The following is a 19546-nucleotide window of genomic DNA, read 5'->3' as shown; positions in this document are numbered from 1 at the left end:
GAGTTGGGAGGGGTTAAACTGCCGGTTCCTGTTGGCTCAGGCAATGGAAACTACCCAATCCCCAGATAATATCTGTAGAATCGATGCCTACAACTTTACGGTCAGGGAAGCAATTTTGAATGATCTCTAATGCCAGGGCATCTTTATTGCAACGGTAAGTGGGTACTATTACGGCACTGTTGGCAATGTAGAAATTGGCATATGATGCCGGTAAACGCTGATCGTCGTAGATCACCGCATCGGGCATTGGTAGTTCAACTATATTCAGTGGGCGGCCATCAGGCAGGCGCATGGTTTTTAACGTCTCGAGGTTCTCCTGCAAAATGTGGTAATTCTCATCTTCGGGGTTATCTTCTACAACCGTAACTACGGTATCCTCGTTAATAAAGCGGGTAATATCATCAATGTGGCCGTCGGTATCGTCACCGATAATGCCATCGCCCAGCCAAAGTACCTGCTTAACGCCGTAATAGTTTTGCAGGTATGCTTCAATCTGTTCTTTGGTTAAATGCGGGTTACGGTTTTCATTCAACAAACAAGCAGTAGTAGTTAACACCGTACCTGCACCGTTAAAATCAACCGAGCCACCTTCCATCACAATACCTGGATGGTATACCGGTAAGCCAAACTGGTAAGCAATGCGGGTAGGGATCACATCATCCAGGTCAAAGGGCGGATATTTGCCACCCCAGGCGTTGTAGCCCCAGTCAACAATTACTTTCTCCTTAGTCTCGGCATTAATCAAAAACGCGGGACCGTGATCGCGGCACCAGGCATCATTGGTAGGAAATTCGTAGAACTCGATCTTACTCAAATCTGCGCCAACTAATTCTAACTGTTGTTTGGCAAAAGCCATCATCAGTTCGTCTTTTACGTTAATGCGTACCAGCTCGCCCTCAGCAACTACTTTGATAAATTCGCAGTATTTGCTGTAGATAAGCCCGATTTTACCCGGCCATGATTCTTCCTTGTGAGGCCAGCTTAGCCATGTAGCGGTATGCGGCGCCCATTCGGCAGGAAAAGTAAAACCGGCTTGGCCGGGCTTCAAGTCCGAAAGTCCGGAAGTCCGGAAGTCCGGAAGATTATCTTGTTGATCGTGATTCATTATTCTATAGTTCAACCGTCATTGCGAGGTACGAAGCAATCCCCGATCCACAGAGCAGCTCTGCATAGTTTGGGATTGCTTCGTTCCTCGCAATGACAATATTTATTTTGATTTGACTAACGGACTAACTTAGTCCCCGTCGATTAAACGTTTAGTTATTGGCTGATAAGAGTCAATTCTTCTGTCGCGTAAAAACGGCCAGTGCGTGCGGTAATGATCTGTTTTATTTAAATCCAGTTCAACAATCGTAACTTCTTCTGCACTGTGCGAAGCCTGGTACATTACTTTACCGAAAGGATTTGATACAAACGACCCGCCCCAGAATTCAACGCCGGCTTCTTCGCCCACCCGGTTTACGCTTACTACGTGTACGCCATTGGCTATTGAATGCGAACGCTGGATGGTTTGCCAGGCATTGTATTGCTCGGTGTTGGTATCGGCATCCTGTGTTGTAGCCCAGCCTATTGCGGTTGGGTAGAATAATATTTCGGCACCCATTAACGCCGTGATACGGGCTGCCTCAGGATACCATTGGTCCCAGCAGATTAGCACACCGATGGTGGCAAATTTGGTTTTGAAAACCTTATAACCCAGATCGCCCGGGGTGAAGTAGAATTTTTCGTAAAAGCCCGGATCATCTGGAATGTGCATCTTACGATACTTACCCAAATACTGCCCGTCGGCGTCTAAAATAGCAGTGGTATTGTGGTAAAGGCCCTGCGCGCGTTTCTCAAACAATGAGGCAATAATTACCACACCTAGCTCGGCAGCCAGCTTAGACAACTCATCTGTAGACGGGCCGGGGATGGTTTCGGCTAGCTTAAAGTTATCGTAATCTTCTACATCACAAAAATAAAGGGAGGTAAAAAGCTCCTGCAAACAAACGATCTGCGCACCCTTTTGGGCAGCCTCACGCACCTTCTCAATAGCCTTTTGCAAGTTTTGCTGCTTATCTGCAGTACAACTCATTTGCACAAGGCCAACATTTACTTTACTCATCTGCTTAAAATTTGCCGCAAAAATACGGATTAGTTGATTAAGTTGATTGGCTGAATAGTGAGTTGTTGTCGCCTATTTGTAAAGGTTTGGGGATAAGTAGATTTTGATTAGGTTGATCGCACTTAATGCAATCAACTGCTCTCAAATCAACCATTCACCCAAACAATTAACTTAATTTAACTTTTACCACATAATCAATTAATTAGCCAAAAAGCAAAAAATACTATCTTTGCGCCCAAATGAGTGAAACGGAAGATTTTGTTGCCCCTAAAACACCCAAAACTCCTAAACAGAAGTTATGGGATGCCGCTAAGCTAATCCTGAAAATAGTTGTTACCGGTGCTTTGCTCTGGTATGTTTTCAGTAAGGTTCCAATTTTGGAGGTAAAAGACAGGCTGGTACATGCCAATTATTGGTGGATGGCCGCAGCCCTGGTTACCTTTATGGTTTCTACTCTTGTTTCTTCATGGCGTTTGCTTAGCTTCATTAAATCAATCGGTTTAAAACTCGACTGGCGCTTTAACCTGCGTTTATACCTGCTAGGCATGTTCTATAATTTCCTGCTTCCGGGCGGTATTGGCGGCGATGGTTACAAAATATGGCTATTAAACAAACGCTACAAATTACCGGCTAAAAAAGTATTCTGGGCCTTATTATTCGACAGGTTGAGCGGCTTGTGGGCCATCGGCTTAATTGTGTGTGCCCTTATTATATTTATACCACAGATAGACCTTCACTTTGCTATCCCCGGCAGTATATTTATTGTGGGCAGCATCATTTACTATGGTGTTGTACACTTCTTTTTTAAAGATTATGGCCGCTATTTTTTCACGGCGCACATCAAGGCGGTAATGGTACAGTCTTTACAGGTATTAACTATTTTATTTGTGCTGCTTGGACAAGATTTTCACGGAAAATTTGCGCCTTACCTACTCTCATTCCTGATATCTGCCTTGGCAGCCGTTTTACCAACATTAGGTGGTGCCGGCGCCCGCGAAGCTATATTTACACGATTGGCCGGTGTATTTGATATGCAGGTTGGCTTAGCCGTATATTTAAGTATTTCGTTTTACCTTATCTCTTTGGTAGTAGCATTATTTGGTATTTACTATGTGCTTAGACCGAGCCGTTTGGAAGAAGGCTTGCCTCCTATGGATCACGAAAATGCTCCGGTAGAAGCAAGCGATCCGGCATAATACTCGATCAAACAGAGGACTTAAATATGTGTAGCTGCTTTTAATAGATCCGAAATCAAACATCCCAATTCCTAAATATTAATATCACTAATTGCATAATTTTGCGTTTAATTGTAAACCAATTATACGCAATGAGCGATTTTAATGATTTTGATAACCCGCAGGTGGCCAAACTGCCGCGGCATTTAAAGCAGTTTATTGTAGACCAGCATTATGACCATTACACCCCGGTAGACCATGCCGTGTGGCGTTATGTTATGCGCCAAAACTATGCCTACCTTAAGGATGTTGCTTACTACCCCTATATCCCCGGTTTGCAAAAAGCCGGGCTGACTATCGAAAAAATCCCCAACCTGCAGGAGATGAACAATGCCCTTGCACAAATTGGCTGGGGGGCTGTTACTGTTGATGGCTTTATCCCGCCTGCTGCTTTTATGGAGTACCAGGCTTACCGGGTGCTGGTTATTGCGGCCGACATTCGCCAGCTGAAACATATTGAATATACCCCCGCTCCGGATATCATCCACGAGTCGGCCGGCCACGCCCCTATTATTGCCGACAAAGATTACCACGAATACCTGAGCTACTTTGGTTCAATAGGCGCTAAAGCCATGTTTTCGGCACAGGATTTTGAGTTGTATGAGGCCATCCGCGCGCTATCTATCTTAAAAGAAATGCCGGATGCCGATACCGAAGAAATAGCCCAGGCCGAGGCACTAGTCACCTATCGCCAGGAAAACATCGGCGCGCCATCTGAGATGGCCTTACTGAGCCGCTTACACTGGTGGACGGTTGAATATGGCTTAATAGGTACGTTAGATAAGCCGAAAATTTATGGTGCCGGTTTACTTTCATCCATTGGCGAAAGTGCCAGTTGTATGCAAGCCCACATAGCCAAGCTGCCTTATACCATTGATGCCATTAATTACAGCTACGACATTACCCAAACGCAGCCACAGTTGTTTGTTACGCCAACCTTCCAAAATCTGATCAATGTGCTCGAAGAATTTGCCAATACCATGTCCTTCCGTCGTGGCGGCGTTTATGGTTTGCAAAAGGCTGTCGACAGTAAAAATACCTGTACGGCAGTTTACAGTTCGGGCTTACAGGTAAGCGGTACATTTACCGGTTTCGCGCAGCAAAATGGAGAGGCTATATTTATTAAAACTACCGGACCAAGCAGCTTATCGGTTGATAATAAGCAATTGAAAGGGCACCACAAAGATTACCATAAAGATGGTTTCAGCTCACCGGTAGGTAAGCTGAAAGGTACCGACAAATCTTTGGAGGATTTTAATCTTGAAGATTTAGACAAAGCCGGCATTGAGATCGGCGAAAATGCCAGCCTCACTTTCGAAAGCGGGATTACCGTACAAGGCAAAATTAAAGGCATGGTGATTAACAACCACAAAATCCAGATGATCTGTTTTACGAATTGCACAGTTAAAGATGCTGACGGTAACATCCTGTTCGACCCAAGCTGGGGAGTTTACGATATGGCAGTGGGCGAAAAGATTACTTCTGTTTTTTGCGGCGCTGCCGATAAGGAAGCTTTCGAAGAGATCGTATATAAATCTGGAACTAACACGGTGCATGCGCAATATGACAGCAACACACTCGAACTGCATAAGCTTTATCAACAGGTGAGAAATTACAGGCAGCATCATAACGACTATGCAGACCTGAACAAAATTTGGCAAGCACTAAGGGATGACCACCCTAACGACTGGCTTTGCGCATTAGAACTGTTAGAGATCATCGATCACGAAGAAATTGAACCGCAGCTTGCTCATGAAATCAGAATTGCATTAGAAACTAAAGCAGTTAACGATCCTGAATTAAAAAAACTGATTACCGACGGCCTGTATTTAATTAAACATCCGGTTGAGCAAAAACTGGTAGTGTAAAAATTTGTTTGTAAATTAGATTTATGGTAACGCTAAGAGTAACGGTTGAGGATGAGCAGGCAGAAGCACTAAAAAAGCTGCTTGGCGAAGTTACTTTTGTTAAAAGTATTGAAGAAGAACATTTAACAAATGACCTGATACAAGAACCAGAAGCCCCATACATGCGCATAAAAAGAATCCTTGATGCTGCAAAAGGTAAAAATCTTTTTAAAGACATAGAAGACCCCGCTGAATGGCAAAGACAGATAAGAAAGGAATGGGATCGTGATTTTTGATACCAATATTCTTATTTATCTTTCAAAATATATCATTAATCCTCAAGACATCATTACTACAAACTCTTCCATATCAATCGTTACTAAAATTGAAGCCTTAGGTTTTGGATTCAAAGACCCGGAAGAGCATAGCTTGTTATCTGCCATATGTAATGAATTAAAAATAATTTCACTTTCTGACCATATAGCAGAAGAAACTATCAGACTTCGAACAAAATATAAAATCAAACTACCTGATGCTATTATTTATGCTACGTCAGTAGTAGAGGGACTTCCCCTATTAACCAACAACATAGCTGACTTTAAACAACTTGATGGTAAAGTCAAACTGATCAATCCATTTTCTACATGAATATTATTATTACCGGCGCAAGCAGCGGCGTAGGCTTTGAGGCCGCACTCGAACTTATATTAAAAGACCATTACAAAATAATTGTACTGGCACGATCACAAAACAAATTGAGCCGCCTGCAGGAAATTGCCAACAGCCTTAACCCGGGCTGTACCATTTACCCGGTAGCCTTTGACCTGGTGCATGACGATTATAACGACCTGAAACAATTTATTAACGCCCGTTTTGATGGCCATATTGATATACTGATTAACAATGCCGGCATATTGGTTAATAAGCCATTTATGGAAACCGATGAGCTGGACTTTGTAGAAATGATGCAAACCAACTTTTTGGCTCATGTACGTATTACCCAGGCACTGTTACCAATGATGAGCGCAGGTTCGCACATCGTAAATATTGGCAGCATGGGTGGTGTGCAAGGCAGTGCAAAATTCAAAGGCCTGTCCGCCTACTCGGCCAGCAAGGCGGCATTACATAACTTTACCGAAACACTTGCCCAGGAACTTCAGGAACAAAAGATTAGCGTAAACTGCCTGGCACTAGGCTCGGCACAAACCGAGATGCTGGAGCAGGCCTTCCCCGGTTATGAATCGCCGGTTATGGCTTTCGAGATGGGTAAATACATTGCAGATTTCGCACTTACCGGCCATAAGTTTTTCAATGGTAAAATATTGCCGGTTGCGGTTACAACACCGTAGTAGGAAAGAGAGTCAAGAATCAAGATAGATCATCTAACTATATAAACGTAAACCACGTCATTCCAAGGTGCTGAGTGGGCTTAACTTGATTCCTGGCTCTCAATTCTTGCTTCTCTTATTTAATTATTCCTCAAAAAATTCCAGCGTTAAAGCCCATGATTCTTTAGAAGCTGCTTCGTTAAAGCTAGGGCGTTCATCGCAGTTAAAACCATGTTCTGCATCAGCGTAAACAACGTTTACAAACTGCTTGCCGGCATCAGTTACTGCTTGCGTAACCTTATCTATACTTTCTTTTGAGATGTGCTGATCCAGGCCACCCCAAAAAAACAAGTGTTTACCGTTTAGTTCGCCAGCCTTATCAACCAGGGCATCTGTACCACCACCATAGTAAGAAACTGCTGCCTTTAAAGGCACTGTAGCATTAGCCAGAAAAGAAACACGGCCGCCCAGGCAATAGCCAACACTATAAATGCGTGACTTATCAGCTTCCTGCGCATTCAGCCATTCATAAGCCGCTTTAATATCAGCCTGTGTGCTTTCTGTTGTAAGGGCAGCATAGTGTGGCATCGCGGCCGCAAAATTATCATAGCCAACTGTAAAGCCTACAGGTGCTGTACGGTGAAATAGCTCGGGCGCTATGGCAATGTAACCCTCGCTTGCAAAGCGATCTGTTACATTACGGATATGCCCGTTAACACCAAATGCCTCCTGGAAAACAATAATGGCAGGGGTATTTTCATTTACATTGGCCGGCAATGCGGTATAGGCACGCATAGTGGTGCCATCTGCAACTTGCAGCGTTACATAATTGTTATTCATAGGTATGTGGATAGATCTTTTTTAACTAAGATCGAGATTAAAACGCTTATACAGCTCTGTTAATTGTGGGTTCTTGGCTGCCATATGCTGAAATTTTTCAATATCGGTATAGGGTCGTCTCGCTGTGGTTATTTCTTCAATACGCGCTTTTACCTCAATACTAAAGTTTCTTAGTTCGGTGCGCAAAAAGTTCATCAGTTCAGGTTTTTCATCCCTGAAATCATTTTCCTGTGCTTTATTGCTTACTATAACCTCAAACTCATTAGGCCTAACCATAACCGGCGCTGTTGCACTAAAAATGGTAAACAGGCCCATCTTACTCTCATTTTTCAGCCTAACGGTATACTCACTCCATTTTTGCAAAAAAGCATCCGTGGTAAAAGGCTGCTGGTCTGTACCCTTAATATAAGGGTCATCTTCATCAACCATTTCGGCAGTGGCGGTACTAACAGCGTTTAATGAGGGTATCATTGACGACCGGGTTGGCATCACAATCTTCGGCTTCTCTGAAGGTGCAGTTGGCGTACTTGGAGCAACGGCAATATCCACCGTAATTTTAGGTATAGCCGTAACCGGCGGCGTAATTTGCGGCGATGCAGTAACAGGCTGCTGCTTAGGCGTTTCTGCCTGCGGCGATTGGTAGCCCGCCGGTGCTTCATTAACTACTGTAGCCGTTTTGGGGGCATCATAAGCCTGCGCCGGAGGCGTTATTGCTGTGGTATCAGGTTTTTTTTTTAGCTGGCTATCATTAGCCGGCGTATTTTGCAGTGGTGAGGCGGCCAAATTAAAGGCCGAAGTAAGATGGCACATTTTGAGCAGCGCCAGCTCCACTTGTAAACGTTGATTTTTACTGAGCCGGTAATTAATTTCGCACTGGTTGGCAATATTTAAGGCCGATAACAGGAATGAGCCTGTTGCCTGCTGCGATTGCTGCAAATAACGCTGACGAACACCATCACTAACCTCTAGCAGTTTTAGCGTGGCAGCGTCTTTACCTACCAGCAGGTTGCGGAAGTGATTGGATAAGCCATTGATAAAGTGACTGCCATCGAACCCTTTAGATAAGATTTCATCAAAGATCAATAGCGTCTTTGCCGTTTCCTCGTTCATCAGGCCATCTGTAAGGCTGAAATAGTAATCATAATCCAGGATGTTAAGGTTATCGATTACCGTTTTATAGGTTACGTTCCCCCCGGAGAAGCTCACAATCTGATCGAACATGGATAAGGCATCTCGCAAACCACCATCGGCCTTTTGGGCTATAATGTGCAGTCCGTCGTCCTCATAAGCAATGCTTTCTTTTTGGGCGATAGATGCCAGGTGAGCAGACATATCATCTACCCGGATGCGGTTAAAATCAAAGATCTGGCAACGCGATAAAATAGTGGGCAATATTTTGTGCTTCTCTGTAGTAGCCAGGATAAATATGGCGTAGTTAGGCGGTTCTTCCAATGTTTTCAGAAAGGCGTTAAAAGCCGCTTGAGACAGCATGTGCACCTCATCTATAATATACACTTTATAACGGCCTGCTTGCGGCGGTATGCGCACCTGGTCTATCAGGTTACGGATATCATCAACCGAGTTGTTTGAAGCCGCATCGAGCTCATGTACGTTAAAAGAATTTCCGTTTTGAAATGCACGGCACGAATCGCAGGTACCACATGCCTCGCCGTTTGGCTGCAGGTTGGTACAATTGATGGTTTTTGCCAATATACGCGCACATGTGGTTTTACCTACCCCACGTGGCCCGCAGAATAAAAATGCCTGCGCCAGCTGATTACTTTTGATCGCGTTTTTTAATGTATTAGTCACATGTTGCTGACCTACAACGGTTTCGAAAGTAGCCGGGCGGTATTTACGGGCCGAAACTATAAAATTATCCACTGCCACTAAGTTAGCAAGAAAAGCGGAAAGGGTAAAGAAGAAAAACGAAGTTTTGGAAGCTATTGTAATCGGGCGCTCCTATTATAATTGTCACAAAAGCCATTAAAGTTTATTAATTCAACAGCAGTTAATCCATCTTTCTTATTAAATTAGTAGAACGATTTAAGCCGTATGGATACCAGATTTATTTTACAAGGCAAAGTATTGTGGAGCTACGCAGATGAGTATGCCCAAATTAGCGAGGGGATAAAATTTACCGCAGCTATTGTATCGCTTGGCAACCCATTACATAACCATACGGGCTATATAGCACTTACAGAAAATCAAATAATTATAGAAGGGCAGGAAGGCGATCTCGACCTTACCATCCCCATTAATGCCATTAACGAAATATACCTGGGTTTTGATGATGTATTTACTCTTACTTCTTTAAAAAATTTCGGTGCATTTTGGCAGCCACTAAGGCTTGAATTTTATGCGGGCCATTTATTGCAGCGGGTTTATCTTATTATAGACCACAATGGCTTAATTGCCCATAACAAACGTTGGTACGAAGCACTCATCAACATTTTACAGGGCTAATTATCTCTTTCATACCATCCTGTACCAGCCATCAAATGCACAATAACAGGCAAGGCAGCATTTTATATTAATTCTCTAATAAAAAATACGTGTTAATTATTATTATTTAGCTGATATATCATATTACAAATACCATTATATTAATTTTTAGGCTTTTTATAACCAATATTCAATAATATTCATAAAAACTACAACAACTACTCACTAAATAAATAATAAAACCATATTTTACTTATATAATTTACTATTTTAGTAAAAATACAAGCAAAAATCTGCTTAGAATAATGAAATATCAGTTTTTAAAACTCTTTTTTATTTTTTCTATCATCTTCGCCACACAAATTAAGGGCGAGGATAGCAGTGTATGCAATTCATTATTTACTAAACAATCGCCTGGCACACAAATTAGTGTCACCAAAGGCAATCGTAGTCCCTACATCTATTTTTTAGGTTTAAATGGCACCTTACAAATTTACCGCGCACAATCGCAGCGCGGTGGTAGTTTTGTAAAATCGCTGCTGTTAAGCGCAGCCCGGTTCGATACCGGCTTTAAATCATTAACTGTAACTTTTTTGCGCACCGGCACCGAGCATTTGAGCTCCTGTAAGCTCATACTATTCCCCTTCCACGTTTTTTGGTAATACCCCCCTTTAGAAATATCTTTTTATTTTTTTTGAAGACACACATAGCCATCATTAATCCTAATGGGTTATATGGCATTGTGCGTGTTTAAATAACGGGCTTGCCCCTGCTTTAATCGTACAAGATATTTCTCTCTACTCAAAACCGCTATCTAACAATCACTTAAACCTCCCTTGCAGCCCATTTTACATGCGCCGTTGTGGGTTTACCATTTTAAAAACCAAATAATGAAAAAGATTTTACCTCTTATCATATTAGCACTCATTATAGTGCTTGCCCTTGTATTTCCATCTATTGAAACCGTTACCGTTGCCGACAGCAAAATAGATTCGGGCGATACCGCGTGGCTGCTTACTGCTACCGCATTGGTATTGCTAATGACACCCGGCCTGGCCTTTTTTTACGGCGGTATGGTAAGTAAAAAAAACGTGCTCTCTACCATGATGCAAAGCTTTGTATGTATGGGCGTAATTACTGTAATCTGGGTTATCTTCGGCTTTAGTTTAGCCTTTGGCGACTCGTTCCATGGCATTATTGGCAACCCTGCCACATTTTTTATGATGAAGGGCATGCTGGGTAACGCAACCTGGAAACTGGCGCCAACCATCCCGCTGGTACTGTTTGCTATGTTTCAGCTTAAATTTGCGGTAATTACCCCTGCGCTAATCACCGGCGCCTTTGCCGAGCGGATCCGTTTTACATCATACCTTATTTTCATTTGCCTGTTCATCGTTATTATTTATGCCCCGCTGGCACACTCGGCATGGCACCCGGACGGCCTAATGTTTAAAGCAGGTGTATTGGATTTTGCAGGTGGTACCGTAGTGCACATGTCGGCAGGTTGGGCTGCATTAGCTTCGGCTCTTTACCTTAAGCAACGTAACGATAAGGCGCATAGCCCGGCACGTATCAGCTATATCCTATTGGGTACAGGCTTGCTATGGTTTGGTTGGTTTGGCTTTAATGCGGGCTCTGCATTGGGCTCTGGTACTTTAGCGGCTACGGCATTGGCTACTACCACAACAGCATCGGCAGCGGCAGCAATGGCATGGATATTTTTCGAGATGATAAGAGGCCACAAGCCAACCGTAATGGGGGCTTGTATTGGTGCTGTAGTAGGTTTGGTGGCCATTACACCGGCAGCCGGCTTTGTTAGTATCCCGCACTCGCTGGTTATTGGCATTGTGGCATCAGTAGTAAGCAGCCTGGTAGTTTTATGGAGAAGCAAAACATCTATAGATGATACTTTAGATGTATTCCCTTGCCACGGTGTGGGCGGCATGGTGGGCATGCTGCTAACCGGGGTATTTGCACATCAAAATGTAAACAGCGGCAATACAACAGGCAATGGCTTGTTTTTTGGCGAAACCCATTTATTTTTTACACATACGGTAGCATTAGTGGCCGTATCGGCATTTGCCTTTTTTGGCTCGCTGCTGTTGCTTAAGGTAACCGATTTAATTAGCCCGTTGCGCGTGAGTGCAGAAGAAGAAATTGCCGGTCTGGATATTAGCCAGCACGGTGAAGAGCTTTAAACAGGAGTGTTTATTGAGTGTTTAATCAGTTGAGTTCGGAGGGTTCCGCGTAGTGAACGGAACCCTTCATTATATATTTCCTAAATCGTTCCCCAGGCAGTAATTACAATGCCCCTGCTACCGCCATGGTTGCGGTGCTCGCACAAGTAAATACCCTGCCAGGTACCCAAAGCCAGCCTGCCATTGCGGATAGGGATCATCACCGAACTGCCCAGCATAGCCGCTTTTAGGTGCGCGGGCATATCGTCCGAGCCTTCATCATCATGCAGGTAATCGGGGTCGTTTTCGGGCACAGCCTTATTAAAGTACATTTCAAAATCCTTACGCACAGTAGGGTCGGCATTTTCATTAATGGTAAGTGAGGCCGATGTATGCTGAATAAAAACCTGGCAAATGCCCATCTTAAATTCGCGTAGCTGCGGCAGCGCCTGCAGCACTTCATCGGTTATGATATGGAAACCTCTTGGCCTTGCGCGCAGGCGTATATCTTGCTGATACATGTTCATGGTACTAAATTAGTTATTGTGCAATTGTTAATGTAACACCCGCTTTTCTATTTTGATTATCTTGCAGTGAATTAAATCTGCCTTAAAATGTCAAACATCAACCTCATCATCGAAGAACGCCCGCGTAATATCGGCAACTTTATGGTAGGCAGACTGCTGCCTTTTCAAAGTAAAAGAATGGTAGGCCCTTTTATATTTATCGACCATATGGGCCCTGCGGCATTGAAAGCCGAAGAAAATTTAGACATAGCCCCCCATCCGCATATAGGCCTTTCTACCCTTACTTATTTGTTTGAAGGCAACATTATGCATAAGGACAGCCTGGGTACCGAAATGGAAATTAAACCAGGGCAAGTTAACTGGATGACCGCCGGCAAAGGCATTACCCACTCAGAACGCGCACCCGAATACCTACGTCATACCGAAAAAAACCTGCACGGTTTACAGATTTGGGTGGCGCTACCCAAAGAACTGGAGCAAATGGAACCCTCCTTTTTTCATGCCGATACAGAAGAACTGCCTGTTTGGGAACAGGATAGTGTTAGTTATAAACTGATTGCCGGATCATTTATGGGTAAACAATCGCCGGTGCCGGTATATAGTCCGCTGTATTTTCTGGAGTTAAAAAGCACCAGCCGCCAAACCGTAAAAATTGGCAAAAACCTGTATGGCGAAGCCGGGCTTTACATTCTGGAAGGCAGTATTGAAAACGAAGGCACCACCTTTGAACCCAAAGAATTGCTGGTTGCCAAAGACAGCCAGTTATGCGAATTCGTGATGAATGAAAATACAACCATTTACTTTTTTGGCGGGGATGCATTACCTGAACAGCGCTTTATTTACTGGAACTTTGTATCATCAGACCATGCCTTGATAGAACAGGCCAAAAAGGATTGGCAGGAGCAGAAGTTTCCGCAAGTACCCGGCGAGACAGAGTTTATCCCGCTACCGCCGGAGAATATCCATCTGAAGCCACAGTAATAAAAAAAGGATGAACCTGTTACCAGGCCCATCCCTAAAATCAATCACCTATCATTGATTGTTCTCACACGAATCAATATCTTAATTACCTGCCATTAATCGGCACACACAACTTACAACCGATAACAGACAACTGATGGCTATTTCCATCCGCCCCCCAGGGCACGGTAAAGATTAACTGTTGCTTGCAATTGCTGCAGTTTATCATTAACACCACTTAATTGTGCAGCTAACAAACTCTGCTCAGACGTTAACACGTCGGTATAGTTGGTTGCCGAACTGTAGCGTAATAACTCCTTAGTAAAATCAACCGATTTTTCTAACGCTGCCAATTGCATTTGCCTGGTTTGTTGTTTTGATACCGCGTTTTGGTAAGAGTATAAAGCGTTTGAAACTTCCTGCCCGGCAGTTAATATGGTTTGCTGGAACGTGTTGAAAGCCTCTAACTGCTGCGCCTGTGCAATACGGTAACGTGCTTTATTTTGCCCCTGGTTAAAGATAGGCTGGGTAAGGCCGCCAACAAGGTTGTAAAAGATCGAGTTATCAAACAAGTTCTTTAACTGCAATGATGAAAGGCCACCTTCTGCAGTAATGGTCAACTTTGGATAAAAGTACGAGTGTGCTACATTGGTATTCTCAAACGCCGAACGGAATGCAAACTCTGATGCCTGCACATCGGGGCGGTTACGCAGTAACTGTGTTGACAGCCCGTCTTTAATCTCAGTTACCGGTTGCTGCCCGGCCAGGCTGGTACGCTTAACAGCTCCCGGAGCGCGCGCCAGTAATATGCACAAGGCATTTTCTGTTTCGCGGATACTCTGTTTAATATCCGGTATAGTTACCTCGGCAGCATAACGGTTGGCCTCGCTTTGCACTACGGCAGCACCATTTACAACAGCGCCTTCTTTCAGCGCCTTCATGGTTTCTACGTCAGCGATCCGGTTTTTAACCGTTTGCTGGGTAATAACCAACTGCTGATCGTAAGCCAATAGTGTATAATAGTCATTAGCGATATCTGCTATTAACTGTGTTTGCACGGCACGTTTATTAGCATCGCTTTGTAAAAAGTTAGCTAAGGCCTGGCGTTTTAAACTGCTTAACTGCCCCCATACATTTAATTCCCAGCTTGCCGTAAATGAGGCCTGGTAGGTAGTGGTATTTAGGTTAATACCTATCCCGGCAGGGAAATTTAATGCCGCCTGAGACGATTTTGCTTTGGTAGCCTGCACTCCTCCATCCAATGTAGGGAAGAAAGCCAGTTTAGCCGACCGCAATGTAGCCTGTGATTCTGAGATCTTCAGGATAGCAGTACGCAGATCGAGGTTATTATTGATCCCCTCCTGTATCAGCCCTTGCAAAACAGTATCGGCAAACAGCTGCCTCCAAGGCAAATCTGCCATGGAAGTGGAATCTGTGCTGGTGCTGTCGCGGTACAGATTATTAGCTGTTACATCCGGTCGTTTGTATTTTTTTGATACGTTGCACGAGGCTACGATCATTCCCCCAAACAAGGTAAGGGCGAGGTACTTATAATATTTTGTTGTCATTTTATTAAATGCTTTTAATAATCAATCGATGCTTAAGCTTCGTCGTCGTCTTCCACATCTTCTACCACAGGTATAAACTTTGGCGTACCGCTAATGCGTTCCTGCAGGCTTTGGAAAATGATGAACAATACCGGGATTACAAATAGCCCGAACATGGTACCAATAAGCATACCACCCACAGCACCTGTACCAATAGAACGATTACCCAATGCACCGGCCCCACTGGCTATCATTAGTGGCACCAAACCTAATATAAAGGCAAATGATGTCATCAATATTGGCCTTAAACGTGCGGTAGCACCGTCAACAGCTGCCTCAACAATACTTAAGCCATGGCGGCGGCGGGTTACGGCATACTCCACAATAAGGATGGCGTTTTTCGCCAGCAAACCGATAAGCATAATCAGGGTGATCTGTAAATAAATGTTATTCTCTACTCCGAAGATCTTAGCGAAAATAAATGCTCCAGCCAAACCGATAGGTAAGGAAAGTAATACTGCAAAAGGCAGGATATAACTTTCGTACTGGGCACTTAGCAAGAAGTAAACGAAGATCAGACACAACATAAAAATATAGATGGTTTGGCTGCCGCCTGCTAACTCCTCGCGGGTTAAGCCAGAATATTCGTAGCTGTAACCGGCCGGTAAAGTTTGTGCAGCCACCTGCTCAATAGCCTTAATAGCATCGCCCGAACTGAAGCCCGGTTTCGGTGAGCCTTGTATAGCGATAGAGGTAAACAAGTTAAAGCGGTTAATAGCTTCCGGGCCGTATACTCTTCTCAGCGTCACATACTCAGATATCGGCGACATTACATTATTGCTATTACGCACATAGATCTTGTTCAAGCTCTCTGGCGTACCTCTGTATTGTGCATCGGCCTGTATCATTACGCGGTATTGTTTACCAAACTCGTTAAAGTTTGAGGCATATAAACCTCCATAATAACCCTGCAGCGTACCTAACACTGTACTTACAGCTATATTAGCTTGTTTACATTTAGCCACATTAACATCTACCATGTATTGCGGGAAATTAATGTTGAATGAGGTAGCCGCATACATAATTTCGGGGCGCTGATTCAGGGCACCAATAAACTTGTTGCTTACATCTGCAAATTTGCTGATATCGCCACCTGTTTTATCCTGCAGCTGAAACTCAAAACCGTTACTGTTACCAAAACCCTGTAAGGTTGGCGGAGCAAAGAACAGCACCTGTGCCGATTTGATACCCGAAGTCATGCCGAAAAGCTTACCTGTTAAACTGGTGAGGTCCTGCCCTTTCTCTTTACGTTTATCCCATGGTTTAAGCTTAATAACAATCATGGCGTACGAGCCACCCGCACCGGCAATAAAGTTTTGCCCGGTAATTTGCAAAGTCATTTCTACCTCGGGTAGTTTATGAATAATTGCATCAACCTCTTTAGCCACAACCGCACCACGCTCTAAAGAAGAACCAGCCGGCAAGCTGATGTTGGCAAATAACACACCCTGATCTTCATTTGGCACGAAACCAGTTGGCGTGGTTTTTAACAAGAACCAGAAGATAGCACCAAACACAACAATACCTAAAACAGCCAGCCATTTACGACCGATTAAAAAGTTTACCGAACGTTTGTATTTACCAGTAACAGACTCGAACGAGGTGTTAAAGGCATTGTAAAAACGTTGCAGATAAGTGGTTTTGTGATGCTGATCTTCATTATGCGGTTTCAATAACAAGGCACAAAGCGCAGGGCTAAGTGTTAATGCGTTTACTGCCGAAATGATGATAGCGATGGCCAGTGTTAAACCAAATTGCTTGTAAAACACACCTGCCGAACCCGAAATAAAGGATACCGGTACAAACACCGCCGCCATTACCAGGGTAATGGAGATGATGGCTCCGCTAATATCGTCCATAGCGCGGATTGTTGCCTTCCGAGCCGATTTATAGCCATGATCCAGCTTGGCGTGCACCGCCTCTACCACCACAATGGCATCATCTACCACAATACCTATCGCCAATACCATTGCAAACAGAGTAAGCAAGTTGATGGTAAAACCAAACAGGTTAAGGAAGAAGAATGTACCCACAATAGCCACCGGTACCGCAATAGCGGGAATCAGTGTAGACCTAAAATCTTGCAGGAAGATAAACACTACGATAAATACCAGTATAAACGCTTCGATCAGCGTATGGATCACCTTCTCTATCGAGGCATCTAAAAAGTCGTTGGCATTTAACAGCGACGAATAATGCACACCCGGAGGGAAGGTTTTTGAAGCAGCTTCAATGGTTGTTTCCAGCTGTTTAATCAACTCGTGCGCGTTTGAACCTGCAGTTTGGTTAATAGCCACACCAATAGAAGAATATCCGTTGGTTAAGGTGTTACCACTATAACTTAATGAACCAAGCTCAACCCTGGCAATATCTTTCAGCTTTAGTACCTGCCCGGTAGCGGTTGCTTTGATCACGATGTTCTCAAACTCGGCAGGTGTTTTTAAGCGGCCCTTATATTTAATAGTGTACTGGAAAGATTGATCGCTGTTTTCGCCAAACTTACCCGGCGCTGCCTCTACGTTTTGTTCGGCCAGTGCGGTATTTACATCATCCGGTATTAAACCATAAGTAGCCATCGCATCTGGTTTTAGCCAAATCCGCATCGAATAATCTTTAGACCCAAACACGCTGGCATCACCCACACCGCTAATCCGTTTAATTTGCGGCAACAGGTTAATGTTGGCATAGTTCTGCAAAAAGGTTTGGTCGAATGATTTGTTCTCGCTGTATAACGAGAAGATCATTACCATACTACTCTGGCGTTTTGCGGTGGTAACACCCGCTTTGGTAACCTCCGCAGGGAGCAAGCTGGTAGCTTTTGATACCCTGTTCTGCACGTTTACCGCAGCCAGATCGGGGTCTGTACCCAGTTTAAAATATACGGTAATGGTGGCAGTACCGTCATTACTGGCGGTAGAGGTCATGTAGGTCATGTTCTCCACACCGTTTATCTGCTCTTCCAGCGGCACAATAACGCTGTTCATTACCACATCGGCATTGGCACCCTGGTACGAGGTTGATACCTGTACGGTTGGCGGGGCAATTTCGGGGTACTGAGAGATAGGTAAGGCGGTTAACCCCAGGATACCTAATATAACAATGATGACCGATATAACGGTAGAGAGTACCGGCCGTTCTATAAATTTGCGTAACATAATAATTGTTTATGTTGAATATTTTGAAGACAGATGCCATGCAGCACCCATCGGTTAAGAAAGTCCCGGTTATTTGTTAATGTCCTGGTAAACCTTGCCGGCATCCATGGCTTCCGGTTTTATTTTAGCACTGTCTTTTAATGAGCTGGTGCCATCATAAACTATTTTATCGCCGTTTTTAAGTCCGCTGGTTACTACATAGAATTGCCCTGCGGTTAAATCCATAATCTCTATCTCTACACTTTTAACAATGTCATTGGCACCCAATACGTATACAAAGTGCTTGCCTTGTAATTCATAAGCCGACCGTTGCGGAATCAGGATACCATCTTTAACTTGCTGCGGGATACGCACATTGGCGCTGCTACCGCTGCGCAGTAAACCAACCGGATTAGGAAAAGTAGCACGGAAACTTGCCGAACCGGTTTCGGTATCAATTAAACCTGCAATGGTTTCTACACGGCCTTTTTCGGGATACGTGGTGCCGTCGCTCAATATCAATATTACAGGCGGTGTGTTGGCCAGTTTTTGATTCAGCGTACTTCCTTTTACAGTGCGCGAAAACTCAAGCAATTGCTTTTCATTAAGCGAAAAGTAAGCATATACTTTGCCAATGTTTGATACCGTGGTAAGCGGCTGTGTATTGGTGCTGCTTACCAAACTACCTATTTTAAAAGGGATAGTACCCACAACACCGTTAACCGGGCTGGTAATAGCCGTATAGCCTAAATTAACTTTAGCAGTGTTTAAAGTAGCCCTTGCCTGGGCCAGTGCCGCCTTGCGTGATGCCAGCGTATACTCTGCCGACTCTAGTTCGTAATGGCTGATGATATCTTTTTCTACCAGGGGCTTGGCTTTGTTAACAGCCAGTTGCGCTACGCTAACATCTGCTTCGGCACTGCTGATGGCAGCAGCAGAATTATTTACATCTTGTTGGTATTGCGGCGCGCTAAGGCGAAACAATAGCTGGCCTTTTTTTACCACCGAACCTTCATCTATGTAGATCTTATCTACAAAGCCATCTACTTTAGGGCGGATCTCTATATTTTGTTCACCCTGCAACGTGGCAGGATAATCGTTATTTAAGGTAGCCGATTGAGGGCTAACCGTAAATACCTGGTAGCTTGCCGGTGGTTGCGCAGCACCAGGCCCGGCACCTGCACCAGGTTGGCTATTGCCGCCGCATGACGACAAAACGAGTATGGCCATGCCTGCTATGGCACTTGGGAAGATCGCTTTCTTCATTTTTGTTAATTGGAAGTTCATATGTATAATTGCGTGTGTGGATGTGATGATTTTAATTTTAGTTGGCTATTTCTTC

17 protein-coding genes are annotated in these 19546 nt (G+C 44.0%); 9 read left to right on the top strand and 8 right to left on the bottom strand.

Annotation, left to right across the window (positions count from 1 at the left end; translation table 11 throughout):
* Window positions 1-13 precede the first annotated feature (13 nt).
* Window positions 14-1105: an agmatine deiminase family protein gene (locus RG47T_RS02070; RefSeq protein WP_083627267.1), complete on the bottom strand. Its 1092-nt coding sequence runs from the start codon at window positions 1103-1105 to the stop codon at window positions 14-16.
* A 129-nt stretch (window positions 1106-1234) separates the two neighbouring features.
* Window positions 1235-2104, bottom strand: a complete 870-nt coding sequence (locus tag RG47T_RS02065; protein WP_074487764.1) for a carbon-nitrogen hydrolase — start codon at window positions 2102-2104, stop codon at window positions 1235-1237.
* Between the two features lie 239 nt (window positions 2105-2343).
* On the opposite strand from RG47T_RS02065, the gene RG47T_RS02060 reads away from it, so the two are divergent.
* From RG47T_RS02060 to RG47T_RS02040, 5 genes are all read left to right on the top strand, one after another.
* On the top strand, window positions 2344-3300 hold the full coding sequence (locus RG47T_RS02060) for a lysylphosphatidylglycerol synthase transmembrane domain-containing protein (RefSeq protein ID WP_074487762.1): 957 nt from the start codon (window positions 2344-2346) through the stop codon (window positions 3298-3300).
* Window positions 3301-3431: 131 nt separating this feature from the next.
* Window positions 3432-5207, top strand: coding sequence for an aromatic amino acid hydroxylase (locus RG47T_RS02055; protein WP_074487760.1), 1776 nt, complete (start codon window positions 3432-3434; stop codon window positions 5205-5207).
* Between the two features lie 23 nt (window positions 5208-5230).
* Window positions 5231-5482 (top strand): hypothetical protein, encoded by a 252-nt coding sequence (locus RG47T_RS02050; protein ID WP_074487759.1) that lies wholly within the window; start codon window positions 5231-5233, stop codon window positions 5480-5482.
* Window positions 5472-5834 (top strand): type II toxin-antitoxin system VapC family toxin, encoded by a 363-nt coding sequence (locus RG47T_RS02045; protein ID WP_216350992.1) that lies wholly within the window; start codon window positions 5472-5474, stop codon window positions 5832-5834. The genes RG47T_RS02050 and RG47T_RS02045 overlap by 11 nt, the downstream gene beginning before the upstream one ends.
* Window positions 5831-6535, top strand: a complete 705-nt coding sequence (locus RG47T_RS02040) for an SDR family NAD(P)-dependent oxidoreductase (protein ID WP_074487757.1) — start codon at window positions 5831-5833, stop codon at window positions 6533-6535. The genes RG47T_RS02045 and RG47T_RS02040 overlap by 4 nt, the downstream gene beginning before the upstream one ends.
* A gap of 123 nt (window positions 6536-6658) precedes the next feature.
* On the opposite strand, the gene RG47T_RS02035 is transcribed toward RG47T_RS02040, so the two are convergent.
* Window positions 6659-7354 carry a dienelactone hydrolase family protein gene (locus RG47T_RS02035; RefSeq protein ID WP_074487755.1) on the bottom strand — a complete coding sequence of 232 codons (696 nt, stop codon included), beginning with the start codon at window positions 7352-7354 and terminating at the stop codon, window positions 6659-6661.
* A 21-nt stretch (window positions 7355-7375) separates the two neighbouring features.
* On the bottom strand, window positions 7376-9238 hold the full coding sequence (locus RG47T_RS02030; protein ID WP_074493035.1) for a DNA polymerase III subunit gamma/tau: 1863 nt from the start codon (window positions 9236-9238) through the stop codon (window positions 7376-7378).
* 171 nt (window positions 9239-9409) lie between these two features.
* Here RG47T_RS02030 and RG47T_RS02025 point away from each other — a divergent pair, with 171 nt between their 5' ends.
* The 3 genes from RG47T_RS02025 to RG47T_RS02015 all read left to right on the top strand — a co-directional run bounded on the left by RG47T_RS02025 (window position 9410) and on the right by RG47T_RS02015 (window position 11997).
* A complete protein-coding gene (locus RG47T_RS02025; RefSeq protein WP_074487754.1) occupies window positions 9410-9820 on the top strand; it encodes a hypothetical protein in 411 nt (136 codons plus the stop codon).
* Window positions 9821-10104: 284 nt separating this feature from the next.
* Window positions 10105-10461: a hypothetical protein gene (locus RG47T_RS02020; RefSeq protein ID WP_074487753.1), complete on the top strand. Its 357-nt coding sequence runs from the start codon at window positions 10105-10107 to the stop codon at window positions 10459-10461.
* Between the two features lie 228 nt (window positions 10462-10689).
* Window positions 10690-11997, top strand: a complete 1308-nt coding sequence (locus RG47T_RS02015; protein ID WP_074487751.1) for an ammonium transporter — start codon at window positions 10690-10692, stop codon at window positions 11995-11997.
* A gap of 80 nt (window positions 11998-12077) precedes the next feature.
* On the opposite strand, the gene RG47T_RS02010 is transcribed toward RG47T_RS02015, so the two are convergent.
* Window positions 12078-12503, bottom strand: a complete 426-nt coding sequence (locus RG47T_RS02010; RefSeq protein ID WP_074487750.1) for a secondary thiamine-phosphate synthase enzyme YjbQ — start codon at window positions 12501-12503, stop codon at window positions 12078-12080.
* 87 nt (window positions 12504-12590) lie between these two features.
* Between RG47T_RS02010 and RG47T_RS02005 the strand changes: the two genes are divergently transcribed.
* A complete protein-coding gene (locus tag RG47T_RS02005) occupies window positions 12591-13484 on the top strand; it encodes a pirin family protein (RefSeq protein ID WP_074487749.1) in 894 nt (297 codons plus the stop codon).
* A 140-nt stretch (window positions 13485-13624) separates the two neighbouring features.
* On the opposite strand, the gene RG47T_RS02000 is transcribed toward RG47T_RS02005, so the two are convergent.
* The 3 genes from RG47T_RS02000 to RG47T_RS01990 all read right to left on the bottom strand — a co-directional run bounded on the left by RG47T_RS02000 (window position 13625) and on the right by RG47T_RS01990 (window position 19470).
* The gene (locus RG47T_RS02000) at window positions 13625-15031 is read right to left on the bottom strand and encodes an efflux transporter outer membrane subunit (protein WP_074487747.1); all 1407 of its coding nucleotides are present in this window, start codon (window positions 15029-15031) and stop codon (window positions 13625-13627) included.
* Window positions 15032-15063: 32 nt separating this feature from the next.
* On the bottom strand, window positions 15064-18225 hold the full coding sequence (locus tag RG47T_RS01995; protein ID WP_074487746.1) for an efflux RND transporter permease subunit: 3162 nt from the start codon (window positions 18223-18225) through the stop codon (window positions 15064-15066).
* Window positions 18226-18294: 69 nt separating this feature from the next.
* Complete coding sequence (locus RG47T_RS01990; RefSeq protein WP_074487745.1) at window positions 18295-19470, bottom strand: efflux RND transporter periplasmic adaptor subunit; 1176 nt, start codon at window positions 19468-19470, stop codon at window positions 18295-18297.
* Between the last annotated feature and the right edge of the window lie 76 nt (window positions 19471-19546).

Origin of the sequence: Mucilaginibacter polytrichastri, from assembly GCF_001911425.1 — a bacterium.
GTDB classification, from domain to species: Bacteria; Bacteroidota; Bacteroidia; order Sphingobacteriales; family Sphingobacteriaceae; genus Mucilaginibacter; species Mucilaginibacter polytrichastri.
The sequence above is the reverse complement of the archived record's forward strand: the minus strand, read 5'-3'. Positions and strand labels throughout refer to the sequence as shown.